20 protein-coding genes are annotated in these 26,289 nt (G+C 59.2%); 15 read left to right on the top strand and 5 right to left on the bottom strand.

Annotated elements, in window-relative coordinates; all coding sequences use genetic code 11:
- Window positions 1-131: 131 nt before the first annotated feature.
- From AABA48_RS07125 to prsR, 4 genes are all read left to right on the top strand, one after another.
- Complete coding sequence (locus AABA48_RS07125; RefSeq protein ID WP_338271233.1) at window positions 132-704, top strand: PEP-CTERM sorting domain-containing protein; 573 nt, start codon at window positions 132-134, stop codon at window positions 702-704.
- Between the two features lie 233 nt (window positions 705-937).
- The gene (locus AABA48_RS07120) at window positions 938-2,224 is read left to right on the top strand and encodes a nucleotide sugar dehydrogenase (RefSeq protein ID WP_286352395.1); all 1,287 of its coding nucleotides are present in this window, start codon (window positions 938-940) and stop codon (window positions 2,222-2,224) included.
- A 7-nt stretch (window positions 2,225-2,231) separates the two neighbouring features.
- A complete protein-coding gene (gene prsK / locus AABA48_RS07115; protein ID WP_324309951.1) occupies window positions 2,232-4,265 on the top strand; it encodes an XrtA/PEP-CTERM system histidine kinase PrsK in 2,034 nt (677 codons plus the stop codon).
- 16 nt (window positions 4,266-4,281) lie between these two features.
- Window positions 4,282-5,649 carry a PEP-CTERM-box response regulator transcription factor gene (prsR, locus tag AABA48_RS07110; RefSeq protein WP_214302379.1) on the top strand — a complete coding sequence of 456 codons (1,368 nt, stop codon included), beginning with the start codon at window positions 4,282-4,284 and terminating at the stop codon, window positions 5,647-5,649.
- Between the two features lie 13 nt (window positions 5,650-5,662).
- On the opposite strand, the gene AABA48_RS07105 is transcribed toward prsR, so the two are convergent.
- From AABA48_RS07105 to AABA48_RS07095, 3 genes are all read right to left on the bottom strand, one after another.
- Window positions 5,663-8,026, bottom strand: coding sequence for an HD domain-containing phosphohydrolase (locus tag AABA48_RS07105; RefSeq protein ID WP_338271232.1), 2,364 nt, complete (start codon window positions 8,024-8,026; stop codon window positions 5,663-5,665).
- A 241-nt stretch (window positions 8,027-8,267) separates the two neighbouring features.
- Window positions 8,268-8,795: a lipoprotein gene (locus AABA48_RS07100; RefSeq protein WP_010942583.1), complete on the bottom strand. Its 528-nt coding sequence runs from the start codon at window positions 8,793-8,795 to the stop codon at window positions 8,268-8,270.
- Window positions 8,792-10,102 carry a diguanylate cyclase gene (locus AABA48_RS07095; protein WP_338271231.1) on the bottom strand — a complete coding sequence of 437 codons (1,311 nt, stop codon included), beginning with the start codon at window positions 10,100-10,102 and terminating at the stop codon, window positions 8,792-8,794. Before AABA48_RS07095 ends, AABA48_RS07100 begins: the two co-directional genes overlap by 4 nt.
- 218 nt (window positions 10,103-10,320) lie before the next feature.
- On the opposite strand from AABA48_RS07095, the gene nadC reads away from it, so the two are divergent.
- From nadC to AABA48_RS07045, 10 genes are all read left to right on the top strand, one after another.
- On the top strand, window positions 10,321-11,151 hold the full coding sequence (gene nadC / locus AABA48_RS07090) for a carboxylating nicotinate-nucleotide diphosphorylase (RefSeq protein ID WP_010942581.1): 831 nt from the start codon (window positions 10,321-10,323) through the stop codon (window positions 11,149-11,151).
- Window positions 11,148-12,164, top strand: coding sequence for a biotin--[acetyl-CoA-carboxylase] ligase (locus AABA48_RS07085; protein ID WP_214302375.1), 1,017 nt, complete (start codon window positions 11,148-11,150; stop codon window positions 12,162-12,164). The genes nadC and AABA48_RS07085 overlap by 4 nt, the downstream gene beginning before the upstream one ends.
- Window positions 12,165-12,220: 56 nt before the next feature.
- On the top strand, window positions 12,221-12,988 hold the full coding sequence (locus tag AABA48_RS07080; RefSeq protein WP_214302374.1) for a type III pantothenate kinase: 768 nt from the start codon (window positions 12,221-12,223) through the stop codon (window positions 12,986-12,988).
- A gap of 90 nt (window positions 12,989-13,078) precedes the next feature.
- Entirely contained in the window at window positions 13,079-15,172 is a 2,094-nt protein-coding gene (fusA, locus tag AABA48_RS07075; RefSeq protein WP_338271230.1) for an elongation factor G, read from the top strand.
- A gap of 93 nt (window positions 15,173-15,265) precedes the next feature.
- Window positions 15,266-16,450, top strand: a complete 1,185-nt coding sequence (locus tag AABA48_RS07070) for an SPOR domain-containing protein (protein ID WP_338271229.1) — start codon at window positions 15,266-15,268, stop codon at window positions 16,448-16,450.
- Window positions 16,431-17,348, top strand: a complete 918-nt coding sequence (locus AABA48_RS07065; protein WP_324309963.1) for a hypothetical protein — start codon at window positions 16,431-16,433, stop codon at window positions 17,346-17,348. The genes AABA48_RS07070 and AABA48_RS07065 overlap by 20 nt, the downstream gene beginning before the upstream one ends.
- 43 nt (window positions 17,349-17,391) lie before the next feature.
- Complete coding sequence (locus AABA48_RS07060; protein ID WP_286352403.1) at window positions 17,392-18,255, top strand: GTP-binding protein; 864 nt, start codon at window positions 17,392-17,394, stop codon at window positions 18,253-18,255.
- 42 nt (window positions 18,256-18,297) lie between these two features.
- Window positions 18,298-18,975 (top strand): MgtC/SapB family protein, encoded by a 678-nt coding sequence (locus tag AABA48_RS07055; protein ID WP_286352404.1) that lies wholly within the window; start codon window positions 18,298-18,300, stop codon window positions 18,973-18,975.
- Window positions 18,976-19,130: 155 nt separating this feature from the next.
- Window positions 19,131-21,545: an ATP-binding protein gene (locus AABA48_RS07050; RefSeq protein WP_286352405.1), complete on the top strand. Its 2,415-nt coding sequence runs from the start codon at window positions 19,131-19,133 to the stop codon at window positions 21,543-21,545.
- A gap of 1 nt (window position 21,546) precedes the next feature.
- Window positions 21,547-23,673 carry a putative bifunctional diguanylate cyclase/phosphodiesterase gene (locus AABA48_RS07045; RefSeq protein ID WP_286352406.1) on the top strand — a complete coding sequence of 709 codons (2,127 nt, stop codon included), beginning with the start codon at window positions 21,547-21,549 and terminating at the stop codon, window positions 23,671-23,673.
- Between the two features lie 9 nt (window positions 23,674-23,682).
- Here AABA48_RS07045 and AABA48_RS07040 read toward each other — a convergent pair whose 3' ends face one another.
- On the bottom strand, window positions 23,683-24,276 hold the full coding sequence (locus AABA48_RS07040) for a methyltransferase family protein (RefSeq protein WP_286352407.1): 594 nt from the start codon (window positions 24,274-24,276) through the stop codon (window positions 23,683-23,685).
- Window positions 24,277-24,401: 125 nt separating this feature from the next.
- Between AABA48_RS07040 and AABA48_RS07035 the strand changes: the two genes are divergently transcribed.
- Window positions 24,402-25,223, top strand: a complete 822-nt coding sequence (locus AABA48_RS07035) for a cytidylate kinase family protein (protein ID WP_286352408.1) — start codon at window positions 24,402-24,404, stop codon at window positions 25,221-25,223.
- Window positions 25,224-25,309: 86 nt separating this feature from the next.
- Here the strand turns inward: AABA48_RS07035 and AABA48_RS07030 are convergent, their stop codons facing one another.
- A complete protein-coding gene (locus tag AABA48_RS07030) occupies window positions 25,310-26,260 on the bottom strand; it encodes an IPT/TIG domain-containing protein (protein WP_286352409.1) in 951 nt (316 codons plus the stop codon).
- Window positions 26,261-26,289 lie beyond the last annotated feature (29 nt).

Genomic DNA, 26,289 nt, shown 5'->3' with positions numbered 1-26,289 from the left:
CATTTTAACTAAAATATATGCTGGCAATTGAATGTAATGCCTTGAATTTACAGTGATGAATGGATTGGTTTAAAAATTGAATCTAATGACTGAACATCATCACGCATGTTATGAACGACGGGGAGACATACATGAAACAATTGATAGGTTTGGTGGCAGGTTTGCTTCTCATGGGAGGCGTAGCCCAGGCCGCGCCGCTTACCTTTACAGACACCACGCTTTTCACTTCTACAGGAACCCTCGCCGCACAGGATTTGGTGGGCTATGGGGGGAGTAGTGTGAACTTCCTTGAAGGCACCGGGGATTACGTCGCCTGGAAGCATCAGTTCACCTTTACGCCGCCGGCCCAGCAGATATTGAGTGGCAGACTGACTCTTACCCTTCTTGACGACGATGCAGACAAACTGCTCAACCCTCTTACCTGGGAACTCGCCTTTGGCTATGCCGAGGATGGTTCCTGGGCCCTTGGCGGGGTTAACACTGGCGCCTATGGGTATAATGTGAATGTGGAATTCCTCAAAGACGGCGAGTTCAACGTGAAGCTCGCGTCGCTGCTGGGAGACTTCTACATCACCCGCTCGGATCTGTCTATCACCTACGAACCTGAGTCGGCTCCCGTTCCCGAACCGGGAACGATCGTTCTGCTGGGTGCCGGTCTGTTGGGGCTCGGTGCCTACAGCCGCAGGCGTATGAAGCGGCAATAGTAACTCCGGACAGATAACTCTTTCCAATGTCCCAAAGGAGGCGGTGCTTCAGCACCGCCTTTTCTTTTTTTTTCAAAGTTTCCCAATAAGGCTCGCAACCGCTGGTTTTTTGCGAAGTAATTGCATACGTTCCTTGTGCCCGCACAAGATTTGGTGTAAATTTTATCGACAGTTAGTGGAAGATAACCTTAGAACTGCATGTGATTCATGGGATCGAGCAAAAGGAGCGCTCAATGACCGCTGACCGCACCATTTCCGTTATCGGCCTCGGCTACGTGGGACTTCCCGTGGCGGTTGCCTTCGGCCGTGTCCGTCGGACTGTCGGATTTGACATTAATGCCGGCCGCATCGCCGAGCTCAAGCAGGGGATCGATCGAACCGGCGAGGTGACTGCTGAGGACCTGGCCGCAGCGGACATCCTTTTCACCGACCGCATAGAGGAACTCCGTCTGGCGGATTTTCACATCGTGGCGGTGCCGACCCCCATCGATGAGGCGAATCAGCCCGACCTTACCCTGATGCTGAAGGCGTCGGAAACGGTGGGGAAGGCCCTGAAGCGGGGCGACATCGTGGTGTACGAGTCCACAGTGTATCCCGGTGTCACTGAGGACGAGTGCGTGCCGATCCTGGAACGGGTGTCGGGACTGCGCTGCGGCACCGATTTCACCGTGGGCTACAGCCCTGAGCGGATCAATCCGGGCGACAGGGAGCATACTTTCACGAAGATCACTAAAGTAGTGTCGGGGCAGGATGCGGCGACACTCGACGTGGTGGCCCGGGTGTATGAATCAGTGGTGACGGCGGGGGTTCACCGGGCGTCGAGCATCAAGGTGGCCGAAGCGGCCAAGGTGATTGAGAATACCCAACGGGACCTGAACATCGCCCTCATGAACGAGTTGGCCCTGATCTTCGACCGGCTGGGCATCGACACCAGCGAGGTGCTGGAGGCGGCCGGGACCAAGTGGAACTTCCTCAGGTTCAAGCCGGGGCTCGTGGGAGGGCATTGCATCGGTGTGGATCCGTACTATCTGACCCACAAGGCGGAGAAGATCGGTTACATCCCCCAGGTGATCCTGGCTGGCCGCAGAATCAACGACGGTATGGGCAAGTTCGTGGCCCAGAAGACGGTGAAAGAGATGATCTTGGCCGGGCACCCGGTTCTGGGAGCCAGGGTGACGGTGCTCGGCCTCACCTTCAAGGAGGATTGCCCGGATCTGCGCAATTCCCGTGTGATTGACATTATCCGTGAGCTTGAGGAGTATGGTGTGAAGGTTCAGGTCCACGACCCCCTGGCCGACCCTGACGAGGCCTTGCATGAATACGGAGTGACGCTTGTGCCGGCAGACGGCCTGGAGCCTGCCGCTGCGGTGGTTGCCGCTGTGGCGCACCGGCAGTTCCGGTTCCTGGCAGGGGATGACTTGCTTCGATTGATGGGGCGCCCCCCGGTTCTCATGGACGTTAAGGGAATGTACGGCCAGAACATGCTGCGGCAGGCGGGAATTCGCTTCTGGAGGCTCTGAACCGGTCATGATGCAGGTTGTCCTTTCAGCGGCGGCGGTACTGCTCTCCCTGGCCGTAATCGGAGTCACCATCCGTCGTCAGGGGCTTACCCTTTCAGCCTGCGCGACAGTTGCCGCCCTGACGGTGGCATCGGTTCTCGAAGTCTTGGACCTTGTCGTAGTGCTCGACCCGGATCGGCTGTTCGAATGGAAACGGTGGGTTCTGGGGGTCGAATCCCTTTTGCCTGCGGCATGGCTTAGCTATAGCCTCACTCACTCCCGGCGGACCGCGACATCTGCAGTGCCCCGGCTGCAGCGGTTTTGCCTGGCCGCTACGGCCGTGTTCCCACTGGCTGCTCTGCTGCCGCCGGAGGTTTTCTTCTATTCACCGGATTTCGCCACGGAGCGGGTCCTGTTTCTGACGGTTCACGGCTACTACTTTTATCTCGGCTTGCTTCTTTTTGCAGTGATTTCCCTCATCAATCTGGAGGGGACGTATTCTCACGCCTCTCTCCTGGAGCGCTGGCGAATCAAATTCGATTTCATCGGCGCGACCAGTTACCTTGCGCTTCTTGTGCTCTACTACAGCCAGGGGCTGCTCCATCGCTCACTCAACATGGGGCTGTTGCCGGTACGGTCCCTGATACTGGCCCTTGCCGCCGCCATGATGCTCTATTCGCTCCTCGCACGGGGCAGCGGCGTGCGGATCGCGGTCTCGCGGAACATGGCCTACAAGTCGGTGGTGCTGGTTGCCGTAGGGCTGTACCTGGTTGCCGTGGGACTGATGGGGGAGGGGCTGCGCTACTTCGGTGAAGGGTTCCCCAAGGCAATGGCCATTGCCGCACTGTTCTGCATGGGCATCGCCCTGGTGGTCATTCTCCTGTCAGAGACTCTGCGGCGCAGGGTCCGGGTCTTCATTCACAAGAATTTTTACCGGAGCAAGTACGATTACCAGACCCAGTGGCTCCACTTCACCGACCTGTTGGCCTCTGCCCGCAGCTCTGACGGTCTCATGGAGGCAATCCTCGCCGGCTACAGCGGGGTTTTCGGCATGAACAGCGGAGTTCTTTTCCTTAAAAGCGGAGACGACGACTCATTTCGCTGGGCCGTCGCTCGGGAGCAGGCGCCGGCCAGTGCTTTTTTCTCGTCTAACGATCCCCCGGTGCGCCGGATGGCGGAGGAAGGGTGGATCGTCAATCTCCGCGAGGCAAACCCTGCGGAATTCTCCGGTGCCGGTGAATTTGTGCGGAAGAATAATGTCATATTCCTCATCCCTCTGTCGTCCGGCGAGGGGCTTGAGGGGATCATTGCTCTGGGACGGCCCGTGCATGAGGGGGAGTTCTACCACTACGAAGATTACGACCTGATGAAGACCATGGCCCGCCAGGCTGCATCGGCTCTCATGAACCTGCGCCTCTCCGAGGAACTGGCAAGCGCCCGGGAGCTGGAGGTGATGGGGCGGGTATCGACGTTTATCCTCCATGACCTCAAAAACCTGGTCTATACCCTGTCGCTTACCGTGGACAACGCCCGTGACCATATCGCCGATGCCGAATTCCAGGAAGACATGCTCGGTACCCTCGGCAATACGGTGAACCGGATGAAGCTGCTCATCGCCCGGTTGCGCGGCCTGCCAGAGAAACAGTCCCTCTGTTTTGAAGAGGTCGATCTCCTCCGGCTTGCCGAGGAGAGCGCGAGCTTAGCAGGCGGACGGGGTAGCATCAGTGTCGGCGGATCTCCTGTTTCCGCCCGGGTCGACCGCGAGGAGATCCAAAAAGTGGTCGTGAACCTGGTGGTGAACGCCCTGGAGGCCACGGAAGGGAAGGGGCCGGTGGCTGTGGAGGTGGGCTGCGGCAACGCCCCCTACATTCGGGTGAATGATGCCGGCTGCGGCATCCCCGATGCGTTTCGTGCCCACCTGTTCTCACCTTTTAGGACCACCAAGAAGAAAGGGCTCGGCATCGGTCTCTACCAGTGCCGCCGGATTGTTGAGGCCCACGGCGGGAGAATAGATGTGGAGAGTACGCCCGGGCAGGGGGCGACGTTCACCGTATGGCTGTAAGGGGGTAGGAGATTCCATGGAAAAACTGCTGATCGTCGACGACAACGAGGATATCCGCAAACAGCTTAAGTGGGGCATCGGCAAGGAGTACACACTGTTCCTGGCGGCCGATGCCCGGGAGGCCATTGATGTTTTTCGCAAGCATCGGCCGGCGGTGGTAACCCTTGATCTGGGGCTGCCACCCCATGAGGATAGCTCCGAGGAGGGGTTCCGCTGTCTGGAGGAGATGCTGCGTATCGCTCCCGATGTGAAGGTAATCGTCATTACCGGTAACGATGGCAGGGAAAACGCGGTCAAAGCGGTTCAACTGGGGGCCTACGATTTTTACCAGAAACCGATCAATCTCGATGAATTGAAGGTGATCGTGAAACGGGCGTTTCACCTTCAGACGCTGGAGGAGGAGAATCGGCGCCTTCAGAGTGCGCTGGACGGCGGTTCCGCCGAGTTCAGGGGGTTTGTCGGCCAGTGCCCCGAGATGCAGCAGGTATTTTCCACTATCCGCAAGGTTGCGGCTTCCGATATCTCTGTACTGATCCATGGCGAGAGCGGCACGGGCAAGGAACTGGTGGCCCGGGCGATCCACACCATGAGCCTGCGCAAGGACGGTCCGTTCATTCCCATCAACTGTGGCGCCATCCCTGAAAACCTTCTGGAGGCGGAACTCTTCGGCCACGAGAAGGGGGCGTTCACCGGCGCCCTCAATCGGGTGCTGGGTAAGGTTGAATATGCCCACAAAGGCACCCTTTTTCTCGATGAAATCGGTGAGTTACCGCTTAATCTTCAGGTAAAGCTGTTACGTTTTCTGCAGGAGAAGGTTATTCAGCGGGTCGGTGGCAGGGAGGACATCGCCGTTGATGCCCGCATCGTGGCCGCCACCAATGTTGACATCGCCCGCTCCATGGCTGAGGGGACCTTCAGGGAAGACCTGTTCTACCGGATCGGAGTGGTTTCTATAACCCTGCCGCCCCTCAGAAGTCGGGGAGAGGATGTAATGCTCCTGGCGAATCTGTTCCTGAAGCGGTTTTCGGTCGAGTTGCGCAAGAAGACCAAGGGGTTCAGCTCAACATCACGTGAATATCTCGAAACCTACGCCTGGCCCGGCAACGTGCGGGAGTTGGAGAACAAGGTTCAGCGGGCCGTGCTCATGGCAGCATCACCGATTATCGAGCCGGATGACCTGGGATTCACTGAACGGCCGATACCGAGGGCATCCACGTCGCTGGAGGGAGTATCGCTTCGCGAGGCGCGGGATCGAGTTGAGCGTGAGATGGTACGTGAGGCCATTTCAAGGTGCAAGGGGAACATTGCCCGAGCGGCCGAGGAGTTGGGGATCAGCCGGCCAACTATCTACGACCTGATGAAAAAACACGGGATAAGCGGGTAAGAGGGACGTCAGGTCAGGGGTGCATTGACAGAGGTTGTTTCTTTTTGTCGCCTGCGGCCCGAGACCCGTTACCGGTTTTACCTTTGGGTTCATGGCCGGTTTCTTTGGCCTTTTCCCTCTGAGTTTCAAGAACGGCTTCAAGGGCATCCACGACGCGGGGATCGTATATGGTCCCCGCTTTTGTTTTGAGTTCCTGCAAGGCGTGACGGACGGGTACCCGTTTGCGGTAGGGACGATCCGACGTCATGGCGCAGAAGGAGTCGACCACTGCCAGGACTCGCGAAATGAGCGGAATGTCGTCCCCCTGGAGCCCGTCGGGGTATCCGGTGCCGTCAAGGTGCTCATGGTGGTGGAGGATGCCGCGCTTGACCTCCTCGGAAAACTCGATGGCATTAATCAGTCCGACCGTGGTGTAGGGATGGACCTTGAGGCTGTTGCGCTCGGACGGAAGAAGCGTTTCCCGCTTGTTCAGGATGCTCTTTTCCATGACGACAAGTCCCAGGTCGTAGAGCATGGAAGCGTAGAGCGCTACTCTGCACACGTCCTCGCCGGCGCCCAGACGCTCCATTATCCGCACCGTAAGTTCCGGCAGGATCGAATCCTTTTTGTGGTACTTCTTCTCGGCCGTGATCAGGTTGTCGAACGACGTCATGAAGTTGCGGAAATTGTCCTCATGGTGTTCGCCGGCATGAAGTCGCTCGATGAAGTAGGATACCCGTTCGCTCAGAAGCGAGGCCACCTGGTAGTCACGCCGGGTGAAGGGGGTTGCGGTGCGCTTGTTGTTGAGGTTGAGCACGCCGATGACCTTGCCGCCGACCCTGAGGGGGAGCGAGATGAGGGATTTGTTGTTGTACTGGGATATGTTCCTTCTGCCGAACCGCGGATCTTTCTCGATGTCTTCGATGAAGAGCGGTTTCCCTTCAAGGGCGACCCAACCGGCGATCCGGTCGCCCAACCGCACCCGCGTCTGCTTGATGAGATAATCTTCAAGCCCCCGGGCACTCTTGATGACCAGGTCGCCGGAGATGTCGTCGCACAGCATGATGGAGCAGATGTTCAGGTCGAGGACTTCAGCGATGAATTCCAGGAACATCTCGATGGTGTTGTTCATGACCGCGTCGACCTTCTGCCGGGTACTCTTGGGGATCGCCAGATTGACGATGAGACCCTGCTCCCCGTTCTCCGCGACCAACTCCCACTGGTGGAGGTCCACCACCTTGCGGGCAAGATAGAGCTTCAGCTTTTCATCGGGCTGAGTGGCCTGGAAGATGTGACTGGAGCTGAAAAGGAAGGGGAGGATTGCTTCAGGTATCTGGCGCGGGAGCTGGATCGAAACCTCCACGTTGTCATTTTCGCCCACCATTACGGTCACTGCATCGCCCCGCTCAAGGAAGTGGCAGAGCCCTTCGATGATATTCAGGAAAAATTGGACGATTCGTACTTTGTCGCCGACGATGTCCGACGTCTCCTCGGCGATCTTGATATCGACGGTGATATTCTTGCGCGCCAGGAACGTTTTGAGGTTTTTTGATCCGAGGACTTCGTTGAGAACCTCCTTGAGACTGACCACGGTCTTGGTGACGATCATGGTTTCATCTTCGAAGCGGAGGAAATCAAGCTGATTTTCAACGATGGCGATGAGCTTGTCGGTCTCGGTGGCAATGATGTCGTAGAACTCCTGCTGTTCCAACCGGGTGAGCCGGTCCGATTGCTGGAGATAGTAGACGGAGCCCTTGATGGAATTGAGGGGGGTGCGCAACTCGTGGGACACGCGGGTGATGAATTCGGTCTTGGTAACATCGCTTTCAATGAGCTTGCGATTGATTCCCTCCTGCTCACCCGCCTTGTACCGCAACTGGTTGACCAGCATGGCGTTTTCCAGGGCAATGGCCGCCTGGTTGGCAATGATCTTTATGAGAGAGAATTCGTCATCGAGAAACGGCGTGCCGTCAGCCTTGTCGTTGATGTTGAGCAGGCCCAGCAGCCGATCCTTGCTGACGATGGGACATGAGATGAACGAGGGTGTCTTGTACCGGTCGCGGGTCATTCCCTGAAAACGGGAATCCTGGTCGATGTCCTTTACCAGGATGGGGACGCGACCCTTGGCGACAATGCCGGCAATCCCTTCACCGAGCCTTGCCCGGTAGGTCCTCATGAGCTGAAGGTCTATACCGCGGCCGGCAAGGATGAAAAGCTCATCCCGCTCGTTGAGAAGCAGGAGTGAGCCTTTTTCCGCCCTCGTATAGTTCACGGCCAGATCGAGCATCAGGTTGGCGATGGCGCTGATATTGTCGGTAACGACGAGCGCGTTCGAAATTTCCTGAAGGATCGCGAACTTCTTCTCGAAGAGGCGCAGGTTTTCTTCGGCGAGGGTCATTGTTGGCCGTTTCCAGGTTGCGTTACCGGCAGCATGCCTATTGAGTTCACGTCATTACGTATGGCTGTATATTCCCTGATTAATAGAAAAAGCAACTAGGGTGCCAGAATGTTAATCTTTAAAATACTGGCTATTTCAGCTGGTTATATTGGTGATGTAAGTCGTTGATGAATGGTGTGTCGAAAATGTTTACACTAATGAAGGTGTTTTTCTTGGTTTTGACGGAAAAACTGACACAATTTTACGGTTTGAGCTTTCGCTCCAACTCCAGGTCAAGGGTCTTGAGTTTTTCCAGGTTGAGTCTCAGTTCCTTGTTTTCCCTGGTCAGGGACAGGTTCAGGTCACGCAGTGATTTGATCTGGCGGCGCAGTTCGCCCGCTGCTTCGATGCGGGCTGGGATTTCAGCGATGAAGTCACTGAGGGGAAGGGCTTGGTGGGCCCAGGGGCTGTCGGGATAGTCGCGTTGCAGTTGGTCCAGAAGTTTTGTGGCCTTGGCGATGTCTCCGGTGCGGGGTTCGCTGGGCAGCCGGAGCAGTGCCAGGCGGAAAAGGGCTTCGTCAGTGACGCCGCGGACCGGCTTTTCGATGATGATGGCGTCGAGAAGCACTGTGGCGTTGTCGATTCGCCCCCGGGCGATGAGTTCCACCGCCAGGCTCAACTTCTCTTCCTGGGCTGAACGTTGCCGAATATCCGTCACGACTTTGCGTACGGGAGCGCACCCGGTCGGCAGGATCAGGATCAGGACAGCCGCGAGCAGGCGAAATTTCATCGTTTTCCTTTGCGCCGGTTGATAAGGTAATTGCTTCCCGGCGTGCTTTTCAGCAAGTCTTTGATATCAGCGGCCGCTTTGGCGATATCAACGGCTGAGGCGAATTCCTCGCGGCTGCAGATGACCACGGCGATTGAAATGCTCATGATGGGGAAGGTGCGCGGTACGCCGTAGCGGTCGACCCCCTCGATGGCACCTTTGGCCAGGTCCTCTGCGCTGTAATGCTGGCGGATGAAGTCGTCGAAGCGGGTGATGACATGTTCGCACACCGGCCCACCCTTGTCGGAAGCCACCACCATAACGAAGTCGTCGCCCCCCACGTGTCCCACGAAGGCATCGCCCCCCGCCATTTGCCGAACCGTGTCGTGGATCAGTTCTGCCGTTAATTTTATCACTTCACTTGCTTTTATATACCCGTAATGATCGTTGAACGCCTTGAAATTGTCCAGATCGGCGTAGCAGACCGCAAAGGGCTCACCCGACTGGAGCCGCCGGTTGAGGACCCGTTCGATGGCGATGTTACCCGGAAGCCTCGTGAGAGGGCTGGCGTCGAGGCTCATCTGTTCCAGTTCCTTCAGCTTTTTCCCCATGCGGACGAAGTCGCCGGCCAGGGCGCCGATTTCGTCTCCGGCCGGCAACTGGGGATCGTAATCAAAGTCCCCCTCGGCGATCCGGTGCATCCCCTTTTTGAGTTTGGTAATGGCGGTCGAAATTGAATGGACGGTCAACGAGGCCACGGTGAGGGCGAGGATAAAACCCGAAAAGGCCAGAATCAGGGCCAGCCGCACCGTTGCCGATTCGCGCCGGTCCGCTTCGGCCAGCTTCTGATCGAGGAGGGTGCGCCGCAGGGCCGAGATGGCGTCGATACGGGCGGTAACTTCGTCCGAGTCTTTTTTGGCGGCCAGGGGATCGCCGTTGCCGGTGGCGAAGATGCGTTCGGTGGCCTGCCGATACCTTTCATAGCTGGCAACCAGGTCGCGGAAGGGCTGATCGTTGCCCCGTCTCCCCAATTCGCCGAGAATTGTCATGAATTCGCTCTGGCGCTGGTTGAAAAGATCCTTGAATTCATCGCTTTTGAGGATCAGGTAGCGTCCGGCAAAGCGGTCCTGGGCGCTGAGCGACTCGCGAAGGCGATACGTGGCGCTGATGACGAACAGGTCGGTTCGGGCTATTTCCTTTGCGGTCCTGTTTTGGGAGTAGAGACCCAGCAAAGCGAAGACCAGTGCCGCTGTCGTGAGGAATATGACGACCGCGTAGCTGGCGATCAACTTCTGGACAATGCTGAAGCGTCGCTGGAATGTGGGCATTGAATGGCGCCTCTCTGATGAGAAAAACAGCTCATTTTAGTCCAGAGGGGGTGGTAAGTCAACGACTGGCTCTCTGCAGAAGCAATGGCCCACGCACCGCCGTAAACCGCGTGATGGCGCGCCCTCTTTGCGGTTGCGGGGTTCCGCGTCCTGTGCTATATAAGGCTCAATTTACCTGCGTGTCTGAAGCGCGCGGAGCCCAAGCGAGGTACTCCGGCATGACCGGTCTTGATCCCATTATCGACAACGCCCTCCAGGAAGATATCCATACCGGCGACATCACGACCCTTTCCGTAGTCCCTGAGCCCCGTCCGGCCCGCGCCCGCCTGATTGCCAAGGAGCCGCTCGTTCTGGCTGGCATCGGTGTGGCTGCCCGCGTTTTCCATCGCCTCGATCCGGCAATCAGGTTCGATGCCCGTTTCCCCGATGGCGCACGGGTAGAGACGGGTACACTGCTCGCCGAGATGGCCGGTGATTCGGCTATGCTGTTGCAGGGTGAGCGGGTGGCACTCAATCTTCTTCAGCGCATGTGCGGCATTGCAACGCTTACCGCCCGTTATGTGGAGGCGGTGGCCGGAACCGGCGCCCGTATTGTAGACACCCGCAAGACCATGCCGGGACTTCGAGTTCTGGACAAGCACGCGGTGCGCCTTGGCGGGGGCATCAACCACCGGACCGGCCTGTACGACGGTGTTCTCATCAAGGAAAACCACATTGCCGCAGCCGGCGGGATTACCGAAGCGGTCCGCCGGGCCCGGGCCTACATCCCCCACACCATGAAGATTGAGGTGGAAACCGAATGCCTTGAAGAGGTTGCCGAGGCACTGGAGGCCGGGGCCGACATCATTATGCTGGACAACATGGACCTGGATGCCATGCGCAGGGCGGTCGGCCTCATCGCAGGCCGGGCTCTGGTGGAGGCGTCGGGAGGGGTAAACCTGGAGACGGTGCGGGGAATAGCCGAAACCGGTGTCGATATTATTTCGGTGGGAGCATTGACCCACTCGGCGCGTGCCATGGACATCTCCATGCTGTTGGAGGCCGAGTGAGCGGAGAGCGCCCACGCCCTGCCGAGGCGACCGAGCGGGACATGGATCGGAAGATCCTGGAGCTGTTCCGGAGCCGTTCGGGGGGGGTCGTCTCCGGTGAGGCCCTGAGCACTCTGCTGGGTGTTTCGCGAACCGCCGTCTGGAAGCACATCAAAAACCTCAAAAATCTGGGCTACCGCATCGAGTCGGTCCCCTCCCGCGGTTACCGTCTCGTGGCCTCTCCTGACATCCTCATCCCGGCCGAGGTCTCCGCAGGGATCTCGGTGCGCCGGATCGGCACCCATGTGGTCTGTTTCCGGGAAACGGTGTCTACCAATACCGTGGCATCGCACCTGGCTGCCGAAGGCGCTGCCGAGGGGACCGTGGTGCTGGCTGACGCCCAGACCGGCGGCAAGGGCCGACTGGGACGGCGCTGGGAATCACCGCCGGGGGTAAATGTATACTGCTCGATAATCCTCCGTCCTCCCATATCGCCGCTTCATTCACCTCAACTCACCCTCCTGTCGGCCGTGGCAACGGCCGAGGCCATCGAGCGCACTTCGGGGCTTGTTCCCGCCATCAAGTGGCCCAACGACATCCTGGTGAACGGCTTCAAGGTGGCGGGAATGCTCAATGAGTTGAGCGCCGAGACGGAGCGGGTGGAGTACCTCGTTCTGGGGATCGGTGTCAACATCAACATGGAGCGGGATCAGTTTCCCGGTGATCTTCGCTATCCGGCCAGCTCTCTGGCCCTGGAGGCGGGGCGGACCGTGGAGCGCATTCCGTTTGTCAGGGCGCTGCTGGAGGCACTGGACCGCCTGTACGACGAGTATCTGCTGAAGGGATTCCCTCCCATACGCGATGCCTGGCTCGCCCGCAGCGCCGTCATGGGGCGGCGGGTGAAGGTCGATGGCGGTGCCGGCATCCTCGCCGGTACGGTTGAAGGGATAGACGAAATTGGTGCCTTGCTGGTAAGAACCGCGGAAGGTTCCCTGGAGCGGGTCCTGGCAGGTGATGTTTCGTTCGAAGGTTGAGGGTGCGACGGTAACGCGCCGTATTCCAGGGGTATGTCTCACCGTGTGGAGGAAGTGTGCTTCTTGTCATAGACGTAGGTAATACCAATATTGTGCTCGGGATTTACGATGGCGAGCGCCTGGTGAGGGATTGGCGGGTCTCCACGGACAAGGCCCGTACCACCGATGAGTACGGTATTCTCATAAATGAGTTGTTCCGCTTGGCGGGCCTTGGGCTCGATCAGATCCGCGCGGTGATCATTTCCTCGGTGGTGCCGCCCCTCACCGGCGTGCTGGAGCGTCTTTCCATGGGGTATTTCGGGATGCGTCCCCTGGTGGTGGGCCCGGGCATCAAGACCGGCATGCCGATCCAGTACGACAACCCCCGGGAGGTGGGGGCCGACCGGATCGTGAACGCAGTGGCGGGGTTCGAGAAGTACCGCACCTCTCTCATTATCGTCGATTTCGGCACCGCTACCACGTTCGACTACGTGAACCGCAAGGGAGAGTACTGCGGAGGGGCCATAGCGCCGGGACTCGTCATTTCCACCGAGGCCCTGTTCCAGCGGGCCAGCAAGCTGCCCAGGGTTGATATTGTGCGTTCGCCCGCGATCATTGCCAGGAACACGGTCAATTCGATGCAGGCGGGAATTTACTATGGTTACGTGGGACTCGTGGACGAGATCGTCACCCGGATGAAGGCCGAGAGCAAGGATGCGCCCCGGGTTATCGCTACCGGAGGGTTGGCGTCCCTCATGGCTCCCGAGTCCAAAACCATCGAAGCTGTAGAGGAATATCTGACACTGGAGGGACTGCGCATACTGTACGAACGAAACAGGGAGTGAGACAGCGGATAATTGCAGCGGATGTGAAGAGCCCACTGTGGGAATCACGGGTCGACTTCGACCTCTACCTTACACGTCACGGGAGGATGTATGGGCAAGTATGATACCGCGAAGCTGAGAAACCTTGGAATTGTGGCCCACGGGGGCGCCGGCAAGACCTCGCTCACCGAGGCCATCCTGTACACGGCCGGGATGATCGACCGCCTCGGCCGGGTGGACGACGGCACCTCCACCATGGATTTCGAGCCCGAGGAGATCAAGCGCAAGATCACGATTTCGTCCTCCCTGGATCACTGCGAGTGGAACGGCCATTCGCTCCATATCGTCGACACCCCCGGCTACGGCAACTTCATCGCCGATACCCGGGCCTGCATGCGTGCCCTGGGTGGCTGCGTCGTTATCCTCTCCGCCATCTCGGGGGTCAAGGTACAGACCGAGGAGGTCTGGGAGTGGGCCAACGAGTTCGAGCTGCCGCGCATCGCCTTCGTGAACAAGATGGACCGGGAATATGCCAATTTCCTACGGGCCATCGACGACATGGAGAAATCGCTCAAGGCCCGTGGGGTTGCCGTCCAGATGCCGCTTGGCGCGGCCGAGACCTTCGAGGGGGTCATCGACCTGATCACCATGAAGGCGTACCGTTACGCCAAAGACACCTCCGGTACCTTCACGGAAGAAGACATTCCCGCCGAGTACCGTGAGGAGGCCCAGCGGCTCCGCGAACATCTGGTTGAAACCGTGGCCGAGGCCTATGACGGCCTCACCGAGAAGTACCTGGAAACGGGCGAGCTGACTGAGGAGGAGATCCTGGACGGCCTGCGGGTGGGAACCTTGCGTTACACCTTCACACCGGTCTTCTGCGGTTCGGCCACCATGAACATCGGGGTGCGCCATCTGCTGGACTATATCTGCGCCTGCCTGCCGTCGCCCCTGGACCGGGGAGCCGTTGCCGGAACCAATCCCAAGAACGGCGAACTGGCCGAGCGGCGACCGGAGGAGAGTGAACCCTTCTCGGCCCTGGTCTTCAAGACCACCTCCGATCCCTACACCGGCAAGATATCCATCTTCCGGGTCTATTCCGGCACCCTCAATTCCGACTCCACTATCTACAATCCGGTCCGCGAATGCGAGGAGCGGATCGGCCAGATCTATGAGCTGGAGGGCAAAAAGCAGAAGCCGATCAAGCAGGCCGTTGCCGGCGACATCGTTGCGGTGGCCAAGCTCAAGGAAACCCTCACGGGCGACACCCTCTGCGACAAGGATCACCCCATCGTCTACGAGCCGGCAAAACCGCTCCAGCCGGTAATTTCCTACGCGGTCCAGCCCAAGACCAAGAATGACGAGGACAAGATACACGGCGCGCTCCAGCGGCTCATGGAAGAGGACCAGACCATCCAGGTCCGCCGCGACGAGAAGACCCGCGAGCTGATCCTTTCCGGCATGGGTCAGGTTCACCTGGAAGTGACCATCGAGAAGCTCAAGCGGAAGTTCAACGTTGACGTGGAAATGAAGACCCAGAAGGTTCCCTACCTGGAAACCTTCAAAGCCCAAGTCAAGGCCCAGGGCAAGTATAAGAAACAGTCCGGCGGACGGGGGCAGTACGGCGACTGCTGGGTGGAATTCTCGCCACTCGGCCGGGGAGATGGGTTCCAGTTCGAAGACAAGATCGTGGGCGGCGTCATTCCCCGCCAGTACATTCCGGCCGTTGAGAAGGGGATATTCGAGGCATCACAGGACGGCTTCCTGGCCGGCTACCCCTTGGTGGACTTCAAGGCTGAGGTCTATGACGGCTCCTTCCACACGGTGGATTCGTCGGAAATGGCGTTCAAGGTTGCAGGTTCCCTGGCGTTCAAGAAGGCCATGGAGACGGCCAAGGTGGTGCTGCTGGAGCCGATGATGAATATGAAGGTCACCGTGCCCGAAGAGACCATGGGCGACGTCATCGGCGACCTGAACTCCCGTCGGGGCAAAGTGGTGGGGGTTGAGCCCAAGGCCAATTCCCAGATCATCCGCGCCGTCGTTCCCATGTCCGAGGTGCTGGCGTACGCCAACGACCTCAAGTCCATGACGAGCGATCGGGGGCTTTTCACCATGGAGTTCTCCCACTACGAGGAAGTCCCGACGCATCTGGCGCAGAAAGTGGTTGCCGAGGCCCAGAAGGCGGAAGGCAAGAATAATCATTAAGCTGCAGCGGGTCACGGACGACGGAGCGCACCGACAGGCGGCGCTCCGTCGTCCTGCGCGCGGCAGCGGTTTTCGGAGGAGGTAACGAGCGTTATGAACATCGAATTCGATCAGGAGCCCGCGGGCCGGGAGCCGGAAAACAAAGGGGGAAACACGCGGGTACTCCTGCTAGTCCTCTTGTTGCTCGTGGCGGTATTCGGATACCTCTACTATTTCACCGGCTTCATCAAGCCCCGTGAAGAAGCGAAGGCTCCCGCACCGGTCCAACCGGCTCAGGTCAAGCAGCCCATCCCTCCGCGGCCCGAGGCGCAGCCTGCTGGTGAGGGTGCGAAGGATGCGGCGAAAATCGAACCTGCCGCTGCCCCGAAAACCGAACCCGCCAAGCCGGAAGCTGGGAAAGCCGAGGCTCAGAAAGAGCCGGTCCCGAAGGCCGCGCCCTCCAAGGATGCCGCGAAAAAACCTGAACCCGCACCGGCCAAGGCCGCGAAGCCGGCCCCCGCACCCCAGGCAGTGGCCAAGGCCGCTCCGGCGAAACCCGCACCGGCGCCTGCCGCAGACAAGGCTAAAGCGGAAGCCGCAAAGAAAGCAGAGCCGACCGCAAAACCGACTGCCAACAAGGGGGCGAAGCCCGAAGCCGCTGTTGCCGCAAAGGCTGCCGCTGGTGCTTCAGGCAAGAAAAAGCCTGCACCGGCCGAGCCGGTCGCAGCGGCTGCCAAGGCCGGCGATACAAAGGGGGCCGTTGCGACAGCCAGGAAGGAGAAGCCCAAAGCCGCCGCTGTCGCGAAAAGCACGGCCACCGTCTCAAAGGTGGCTGCTACGGGGCCGTATACCCTCAGAATCGGCGAATATGTGGTTCCCTCCGCCATGGACAAGGATAAGGACAGGGTCCGGAATGCCGGGCTCACACCGGTTGTCAGGGAAGGGAGCAAGAAGAAGGAACCGATGGTTCGCCTGTTGCTGACCGAGGCCGCTGATCAGGAAGGAGCCCGCCGCGAGCTTGCCCGCCTCAAGGACGCCACGGTGGAAGGGTTTATACTGAACGAAGGCGGTACCTACCGGGTCTATGCCGGATCCTATTTCGTTGCCGAGCGGGCCCGCCGTGAACAGGCTCGACTGGCTTCACTGGGGATAAAGGTGACCCTCCGCAAGGCATCGGTATCCGTACCCACCCTTGTGCTGACCACCGGCACGTACGAGACGAAAGACGAAGCTCTCAAGGTTGCCGCAGCGCTCAAGAAGGCCGGCCTCAGGCCTATCCTTGTCGGAGCCGGCAAGTAGCGGGAGGAACGTCCTGGCAGTCACCCTGAGAATATCGTCCGCCGCAGCGGCACTTCTGCGCAAGGATGCACCCCGGGAGGAAAAACTCAGGTTCACCGCCGGAGAGCATGCGCTTCCCGCTGCCGAGGAGGTGACGGTCCTGTTTTTTCTTGCCCTGGATGCCGACGCGGAGGTCCACGGGAGCGCGAGAAAGCGGTTGAGAGACGTGCCGTTGGCCGTCCTGGCAGATGCAGTGGCGTGTCGCACTCTTCACCCCCGCGTTCTGGATGCCCTTGCGCGTCTCCACTACCGGCACGGGGAGTTGGCCACCCACATCGCCGTTCACCCCAATTGCGACGAAGGTACCCGTGCCTTTCTGGCCGAACGGGGGATTGCCGTGGGAGTGGCGATCGTGCACCCTGCGCATACTGCGGAGCACCCGTCGCAGGATGAAGTGCCCGTCGAAGAAGATGATAAGCCGGTGGACGAGGAGAGTGAACAGTTCAAGAGCAAGTATCAACTCGCCCAGGTGATGGGGGTTGCCGAGAAGATCAAGATAGCCCAGACCGGCGACAAGGAATGGAGGATGATTCTCATCAGGGACTCCAACAAGCTCGTATCCGGGACGGTCATCAGAAACCCGCGCATCACCGAGTCGGAAGTCCTTGCCATTGTCAAGTCATCGATCCAGAACGATGAAATCCTCAGGGTCGTCTGCGCCAGCAAGGAATGGCTCAAGAATTACCAGATTCGCAAGGCACTGGTCGAGAACCCCAAAACCCCGATCCATTCAGCACTTCGCCTGCTGACGACCCTTACCGAGAAGGACCTGTCTCATCTGGCCAAGAGCAAGAACATCCAGACGGTTCTCTCAACCCAAGCGCGGAAGCTGCTCATTGCAAAAAAGGAGAAGCGGTAGCGGGGGCTTACTCCGCAAGCCCCTGCTCTTTCCGGAGATTCACATGGCCCTGCTCAACAGCGCGAAACGCGAGATCAACGCCAAGATCGTCTTCTTCGGCGCACCTTGTTCCGGCAAATCCTCACTGCTACGCTTCATCCACGGCAAGCTCAAACAGGAGTTCAGGGGGCCCCTCAAAACCGCCGGGGGAAGCCAGAAACGCCTCTTCTTTTTCGACGTGATGCCGCCGGAGCTGGGTGAAGTGAACGGCAATCGGGTCCGGTTCCATCTCTATACGGTACACGGCGAAGTTGCCGACCCCGCCACCTGGAAGATGGTGCTCAAGGGGGCTGATGGGGTGATTTTTGTTGCGGATGCGTCCCCTGACGGCTTTGCCGCCACCCGTCGGAGCCTTGAGGATCTGCGGGAGATTTTCCGCGGGTACGGTCAGGATATTTCGACACTGCCGTTTGAGATGGTGTGCAATAAGAGCGATCTGCCGGATGCCGTATCCGCTGATGACCTGCGCTGTGAACTTGGGGTCGATGCAACTGCGCTTCCCTGTTCGGCGGTCACGGGGGAGGGCATACTGTCCGCCCTGTCACGCGTGGTAAAGTCGGTGCTCCGGAACCTGCGGGATCGCCAGTCATCCCATTGCGGAGGGGTGGAGGGGCTCACGGAGGACGTGGAGGAAACCCGGGACGATGCAGTAGTCGCTCAACCGCCGGGGCACGGGCTCGCTTTCGATAGGTCTTGTGTTTCCCTTCAAGAGCCGGTCAGCCCCGCAGGAGCGCCCCAATTGAGCTTGGTCGGCACTCCGACCGTAAACGGCGGGGTCTGCCGCATGACTCTCGCGGTTCGTGCCGGTGATCGAGAATCCCGCTACACCCTGACCGTTGCGCTTGACCCGGAGCCAACCGATGGCTGACATCACACTCCGCCGGACCTTTTCCGGCGCCAGTGAGGATCCATGGATTTCACGTTTGAGATGATAGGGAGGCTCGTCCTCGCGTCCGTCCTTGGCGCACTCATTGGTCTTGAGCGCGAGCTGCACGGTCGTCCCGCCGGTTTCAGAACCCACCTGCTCGTTTCCCTCGGCGCCTGCCTCTTTGTTGTTACCTCTATCGAGTTCCATCGCCTCTATGCCAATACGAGCGGCATAGGCCCCATCGGTGCCGACCCCGGCCGCGTGGCGGCCCAGGTGGTGACCGGTATCGGCTTTCTGGGAGCCGGGGCCATAATTCGCGAAGGAACTTCAATCCGGGGGCTCACCACCGCTGCCTGTCTCTGGGTCGCCGCCGCGATCGGACTTTCCTGTGGTATCGGCCTGTTCACCATCTCGCTGTTCGTCACTGCCATCTCACTGGCGGCCCTGCTATTGCTCAAGAGGGTCGAGGGTCTGCTTTCCCGGGATACGTACACATCCGTCAAGGTCTGGAGCGACGATCTGGAAGGACAGCTGGAACGTATTGAACAGATTTTGCAAGAGTGTCGTCTTCAGGTACTCACAATGAGCGTGGAGCGGGATCTGGCGGCAGCAAGTCTGCGTCTCACCTATCAGGTAAAAGTCACTTCCCGCGGTTCTGCAAGCGGCATCATGGATGCAGTGGCTTCCGTGTCCGGCGTTAAGCGAGTCAGGATCGACTGATTGGCCGTCGTCACGAGCGAAGTGTCACGAGCTAACTCATCGTGCATGCTTCAGTATTCTATTGTGAGAATATTAAATATTTATAATAAAGGTGCGGGTGAAGATGCCGCGTCTGGGCGCAACATCATGGGCCAGTGTCTATGAGGAGGATACCCTTGTCCCTTGATCGCAGGCTGACAATGGTCACCATGGCCACCTGCGTGACGGTGCTGATTCTGGCATTTGCCGGGTTCGTGGTGCAGGACCTGACTACGGAGCCGCCAGAACTTCTAAGGCGGTTGGAGATCATTTCGGGTGTTGTCGGTGACAAAAGTGCGTCCAGCATTGTTTTTAACGATGTCCATGCTGCCTCGGAGATGCTGGATGTCCTCAAGACGGATCCACACATCATCGTAGGACGCATCTACCTCAAGGACGGCTCGATTTTTGCGCATTACCGGCGGAAGGGGTCACTGGCACCGCCTGCCGCAAACTCGTCGGCGGATGACGCAACCACCTGGATCGAGTATCGGCAACAGATGGTGGAGAAGATGGGAGATTCCCTTCCCAGTCATCATTGGCATGGCGATCACCTCGATATGTTCAGGCCGATAACGTTCGACGGGGAGTTAATCGGCGCCGTCTATCTGCGGGCCGATTACCGGGAGATCTACTCGCGTTTGCGCTGGTATGCGGTAAGCGGAGGAGTGCTGCTGCTTATGCTCTCCGCCTTTGCCTACGTTCTGTCATCAAAGCTGCAGCGACGGGTTTCTGCGCCGATTACCGAATTACTTGAAGTTACGCGGCGTGTTTCTGAAGGGCACAACTACTCGGTACGGGCTGCGGGGGGGGGCGTCGACGAGATCGGTGAGCTGGTGTCCGGCTTCAATAGGATGCTGCAGATCATCGAAGAAAGCGACGCGGGCCTGAAGCGGAACCGCGAAGACCTGGGCGAGGAAGTCACCCGCCGCACCGAAGATCTGTCGCGGACCAACGAGGAGCTGGAGCGGGCCGTTGCCGATCTGAGAAAGGCGAAAGAGGCAGCAGATTCCGCCAGCCAGTCAAAATCGCGGTTCCTGGCCAACGTGAGTCACGAAATCCGCACACCCATGAACGGCGTCCTCGGCATGGTCAGTCTCCTTCTCGAAACCGACCTTAAACCCAAACAGCGCGAGTATGCCGAGATCATCCGATCATCCGGTGAACTGCTCATGCAGGTCATTAATGATCTGCTCGATTTTTCCCGTATTGAGTCGGGAAAACTGAAGATGGAGCAGCTGCCCTTTGCGGCCCGCCGTGTCTTTGAAGAAATGGCCACCATTTATGGTGAGCGGTCCCGCCAGAAGGGGGTCTTCCTTGAATACTCCATGGAAGGAGAGGTGCCCGACCGACTTCTGGGCGACCGTCACCGGCTCCGCCAGGTGCTGGGGAATCTTCTCGACAATGCCGTGAAATTTACCCTCAAGGGGACCATCACCCTGACCGTTCGCGGGAGCGTGGAGGGTGGAGTCTGCCGACTCAGCTGCATCGTAAGCGATACGGGGATCGGTATCCCCCAGGATATGCTGCCCCGTTTGTTCCATCCGTTCACCCAGGCAGACGACTCCAATACCCGTCGTTTCGGAGGCACGGGGCTGGGACTCGCCATTGTCCGCCATCTAGTGGAGCTCATGGGGGGCACGGTCAGTTGCGACAGTGAGCCGGGGTGCGGCTCCGTTTTCCGGTTCGCGGTCGCCCTGCCGCTGGTGCCGGATACGGGTGAGCCTGAATTGGAGCCATCTGATGAAGCTGCCGGGTCTTTTCCGTTTCGCCTGTTGCTGGCAGAGGACAATGCCGTTAACCGAATGGTGCTGCAGGAGATGCTCCGGAGTCTCAGTGCGGATGTCATGGTGGTCTCTGACGGTGCCGAAGCCGTGGCTGCCGTCTCGGCTGAGCGGTTCGACATGGTGTTCATGGATTGCCAGATGACAGGTATGGACGGGATTGTAGCCACAGCCGAAATTCGCCGCATGGAGCGTGCCGGACAGCTCCCTGGCCGAACTCATATCATCGCCCTTACCGGCAGGGTGGAAGCGGGGGATCGGGAGGCCTGTCTGGCGGCGGGAATGGACGATTACCTCATCAAGCCGGTTATGCGCCACGATCTGGTGATGGTGCTCCGGCGCTGGCTGTCCCCGCATGACGGCGCGATGCTCTCAGCGGCATACGATAGAGCTCCGGGGGGAGTGAATGAAGGGGCCGAATGCATTCTCGACAGGAATACTCTGGATGGCATTCGTTCCTTGGAGACGGGCGGGTCCGAGGGGCTCCTCGACCGTGTCATTGACATCTTTGTTTCCGACTCACCGCGGCACCTGCGTGACATGAGGGAGGCCCTGGCGCGGGAGAACCTTCCTGCCGCCAGACGGGCTGCACATACCCTCAAATCGGGGTGCCTCAATCTGGGAGCCGTCACCCTCGCAGCCCTGTGCGGGGAGATGGAACGACTCGGCGAAGGAGAAGGCTTCTTGCCGTTGCGACTGCTCTCACGCATGGAGTCGGAATTCATCAGAGTGTGCGCCGCGCTGGAGCGCGAGCGCACCGGAGTGTAAGATGCGAAAAGAGGGCAAGGACGGCGCTTCAGCCACCGTGATGATCATTGACGACGATGAGCTGGTGCGCGTTCTTGCCCGGCGCGCAGTGGAGCAGGGGGGGTTCGCGGTGATCGAAGCCGGCGATGGCGTCACCGCCATCGAGATGTTCAGCCGGCTTGTTCCTGACATCATCCTGCTCGACGTGGTGATGCCCGGCATGGGCGGGTTTGACGTCTGCCGGCGTATTCGCCGTCTGCCGGGAGGAGACCGCGCTCAGATCGTCGTCATGACGAGTCTCGATGATACCGGTGCCATTGATGAAGCCTACGAGGCAGGTGCCTCGGATTTCCTGGCCAAGCCGATCGACTGGGTACTGTTGCCCCGACGCATCCGTTATCTGCTGCGCGCCAAGCTCGCTTTCGATGAGCTTCACAAGAGCAGGACCATGCTGTACAACGCCCAGCGTATCGCCCGCCTCGGAAACTGGGAGTTCGACCTGGAGACCAACGTCTTTACCTGCTCCGAGGAGTCGTGCCGCATTTTCGGCATCAGGGACCATCGGCAGGGGAAGAGTCACCGGGCCCTGATGCGCCGGGTGCATCCCGAAGACCGGGTAACGGTCAAGAAGGCCATCTTTCAGGCGTTCCGGACCGGTATCGGCTACTGCATGGATCACCGGATCGTTCTCGATGATGGTGTTGAGCGGATCGTCAGCCAGCATGCCGAGCTTCTGTCCGCAGATGACGGGCGGACGTCAAGGCTGGTCGGAACGGTCCACGACATAACCGACCGCACCCTTGCCGAAGAGCGGATTCGCTACCTTGCCCATCACGATACCCTGACGGCACTGCCCAACCGGTTCCAGTTCGAGGAGCGGATGGAGCAGGCCCTGGCCTTTGCCCAGCGCAACGGCTTCATGATGGCAGTCCTGTTCCTGGATCTCGACCACTTCAAAAAGGTTAACGATACCCTGGGGCACCATGCGGGGGACCGGCTGCTTCAGGAGGCGGCCGGCCGGCTTATGAAATGCCTGCGGCGCAGCGATACGCTCACCCATGCCTCTCGCGAGGATGCGAGCCCCTTCATCTCCCGTATGGGCGGTGACGAGTTCACCATTTTGCTGACCGATCTGGCCCACCCCCAGGATGCCGCCAGGGTCTCGCAACGCATCATCACCGCCCTGTCCAAACGTTATGTGATCGGCGGCCACGAGGTTTTCGTGGGGGCAAGCATCGGCATCAGTCTCTTTCCTTCCGACGGCGAGGACTGCGATCAGCTTTTGCGTAACGCGGATACGGCCATGTATCACGCCAAAGAACTGGGCCGCAATACCTATCAGTACTATTCGGGCTCCATGAACGCCATGGCGCTCGAGCGGCTGACCCTCGAAAACAACCTGCGCTGGGCGCTCAAACGGAATGAATTCCGCCTCTGCTACCAACCACAACTGGATGCGGCCTCGGGGCGCGTGGTGGGGATGGAGGCTCTGCTGAGCTGGCACCGGCCGGGTTGTGATGTGGTCCCGCCTGACGATTTCATCCCCTTGGCCGAGGAAACCGGCCTTATCGCATCGATTGGCGAGTGGGTCCTCTGGAACGCTTGCGCCCAGGCGGTTACCTGGCTCCACGAGGGGCTCCCGCCGGTACGGGTGGCGGTAAACCTTTCCAGTCTCCAGTTCCGGTCGCGTCGCTTGGCCGAGTTGGTGAGGAAGGTGCTGCGTGCCACCGGATTGCCGCCGTCGCATCTGGAACTGGAGATCACCGAGGGGGTCTTCATGTCCAATGAAGAGGACGCGGTTGCAGTCATTCGCGACCTGAAGAAGATGGGTGTCCGTTTTTCCGTCGACGACTTCGGCACCGGCTACTCTTCCCTCAGCAGGTTGTCGCGCTTTCCGCTCGATGCTCTCAAGATCGACCGTTCTTTTGTCAGGGACATTTCAGCCGATCCGGCCGCGGCTGGCCTCACGGCCGCCATCATTGCCATGGCTCGCAATCTCGGTCTGAATGTTATTGCCGAAGGGGTCGAAACCCATGAACAGTTTGCCTTTCTCCGGGCAAACGGTTGCGCCGAGGTCCAAGGATTTCTCTTCAGCCAGCCGCTTACCCCCGATGCGGCCGCAGCGTTTCTGCGCGCGCGGTCGCGCTAAAACGCACCGTTACTCTTTTGCTGCTGACCTTCCAATTCGCGGAATGAACATCGGCACTTGGCTCCGGTAGTTGCGATAGGCGTCACCGAATTCCCTTTCGAGCCTCTTTTCCTCCACCACGGCCCCCACCACGAAATATCCCCCAGCCATAAGGGTAAACAAGAGCCATTTTACGGTCATCAGTGGGTTGAAGAGACAAAAGACCATGGACAGTGCGTAGAGAGGGTGGCGAACTGTACCGTAGCATCCCGTGGTGACCAGTTCGTGAGCGGCGTCCTTCCGCCTCAGGTGCCGGATGCCGAGGAAATCCGCCATTCCGGTGCGGGAGACGCAGCGTATCATCTGCAGCAGGGTAAACGCCTGCACCGCATGGAAGGCCAGGCTGGCCGATCCGGGCACCAGGTAGATAACCGGTGACAGGGGCCATGCGGCCATGACCCACCCGAAGGTGACCAATGCGGTCAGATTGTAGGTTGCCCGATAGAAGCGAAATCCCCTCGGGAACACGTTGCCGATGCGCTGCTGAACGCCCGGCAGGGCCGCGACGGAATGAAGCATGGCAAACAGAAGGAACCGGATGACGAGATCAATGGCTCCGTTCACGATACACCTCGTCCGAACAACGGCTTATAGTCGTTAATATGCTGTAATTGTTGGTCAAAATAACTCCTTGTATACACCAATTCCTCATGCTAGGATTAGTCACTTTCCCCAGTACAGGAGGGCACATGGCAGTAATTACGATCTCCAGAGAGATGGGTACGGGAGCTTACCAGATTGCCCGCGAGGTGGCCAAGCGCCTCAAACATACCCTTGTCGACGGTAACAAGATCGCGGAGCTTGCGCCCCGTTACGGCCTTGACAAGGAGCTTCTCAAGCGGGTGGACGAAAAGCCTCCGGTCTATATCACTGCCGAGGACCGGATGCACGCCGCACATCTCAACACCATCGAAATCATAATTCTCGACTGTGTCAAACAGGGAAACGTGATCCTTTACGGCCGCGGCGCCCAGGACCTTCTCTCCGAGGTGGAGAATATTCTCAGAATCCGCTTCATTGCCCCCTTCGAACACCGGGTTGAAAACTTTTCCGAGCGCGAATGGATCGATCCCGATCTGGCGCGGGAACTGATCCGCAAGAGCGACCACCAGCGGGGCGGTTTCATCCATTTCTACTTCAATCGTGACTGGAACGATTCGCTCGGCTACGACCTGACGTTCAACACCGAGCGCATGAGCCAGACTGCGATTATCGAAAGCATCATCGCAGCGGCAAAGGATTCCCGCCTCAAGGAGGGGGAGGAGCGTCTGAAGCGGGTGATCGATGAGACCATCCTTGCCAAGAGGGTGGAAACGGCCTTTCTCAAGTCTGCCGACATCGAGTACATCCGTTTCAGGATCAGCGTATCCGGCAAGGTAGTGAGCTTCTCCGGCCACGTGCACTCCGAGGAGGAGAAACGGGAGGCTATCCGCCTTGCCACCGCCGTCGAGGGTGTCGAGAGGGTCGAAGGAGACTTGCAGGTCCTGAACTATAAGTCCCACAAGGGGTAGCCGAAGGTTTCGCACCCACAGCCATTCGCGTATCAGACACACTCCGGCTCGCCGGCGGATATCTTCCGCCCGGCGAGCCATTTGCTTCAGGGAGCGGATACCTGCACGACCGAACTGGTTTCGCCACCAGGATTGATGACCTGCAACCGCAGATCTTTGTCGGTCGGATCAACCGGATACCGCTGGTAGACCAGTTTCGAACAGTCCACGTAGATCAGCATGTCCCTTTCCCCTGTTGCCCCTGCCCTGAGACGTTTGCCCCCCCCCGCGTTAAGCCCCAGTTGCAGGCCGCTCTCCTCGATTGACAGCGTTGCCCCCGGCTGGAAGTTCCTGCCCTCGATCACCAGGTTGTAGTAATTCACCGAGCTCTCGCCGCGCACTACGCTGAAGACTTCGGGGGTGCCGCGCACCACGAGGGTGACTGGGGTGGTGACCGTGTCCTCGGCGTTTTTTACCTGTATCTGATGAAGTCCTGCCTGGACGGGGGGGACGACGAAAGAGAGGGACTGAGATGAGCCGAAACTGCTTTTCACTGCTGCGCCGTTGAACAGGACTCTGCTCTCGGCCTGGAAATTCCTGCCGGTGATGGTGACCAACCGCTCACCCGATGGTGAGCATACATCCACGGTTTCAGGGTACAGGCTTTCCACGATCGGTTTCGGTGGCAGGACGTAGAAGTTGTAGGTGCGGCTTGTTATACCGTCTCCCCTTTTGACGAAAAGAGCGTAGAGCCCAGGCTGCAGGCGCGGTATCTCGAAGGAAAGAACGTCCGTGCCGACAACCCGCGCGGGGATCTCAGTATTGCCGAGGTAGGCCGTGGTTCCGGCGGTAAAGCCGCTCCCCGAGAGGGTTATGGTCGTATTGGGCTCGCCCTGGGCGGGGATGATGCTAAGGATGTTGACCGGTACCGGCTCCGGTGCTTTTGCGGCAGCGGCCGCAGCAATTTGCTTCTGCTTGGCCGGACGAGTGGCGCCTCCGGCGGTGCCGGCCGCCAGAACGGCTACCAGCAGGAGCGGTACGATCATTCGAAGGATCATGAGTTTTCCCTCCGCGCATCGCCTCGACG

The organism is Geobacter sp. 60473, from assembly GCF_036323535.1.
GTDB lineage: Bacteria > Desulfobacterota > Desulfuromonadia > Geobacterales > Geobacteraceae > Geobacter > Geobacter sulfurreducens.
Note: the sequence above shows the minus strand (reverse complement) of the source record. Positions and strands in the feature narration are given on the sequence as shown.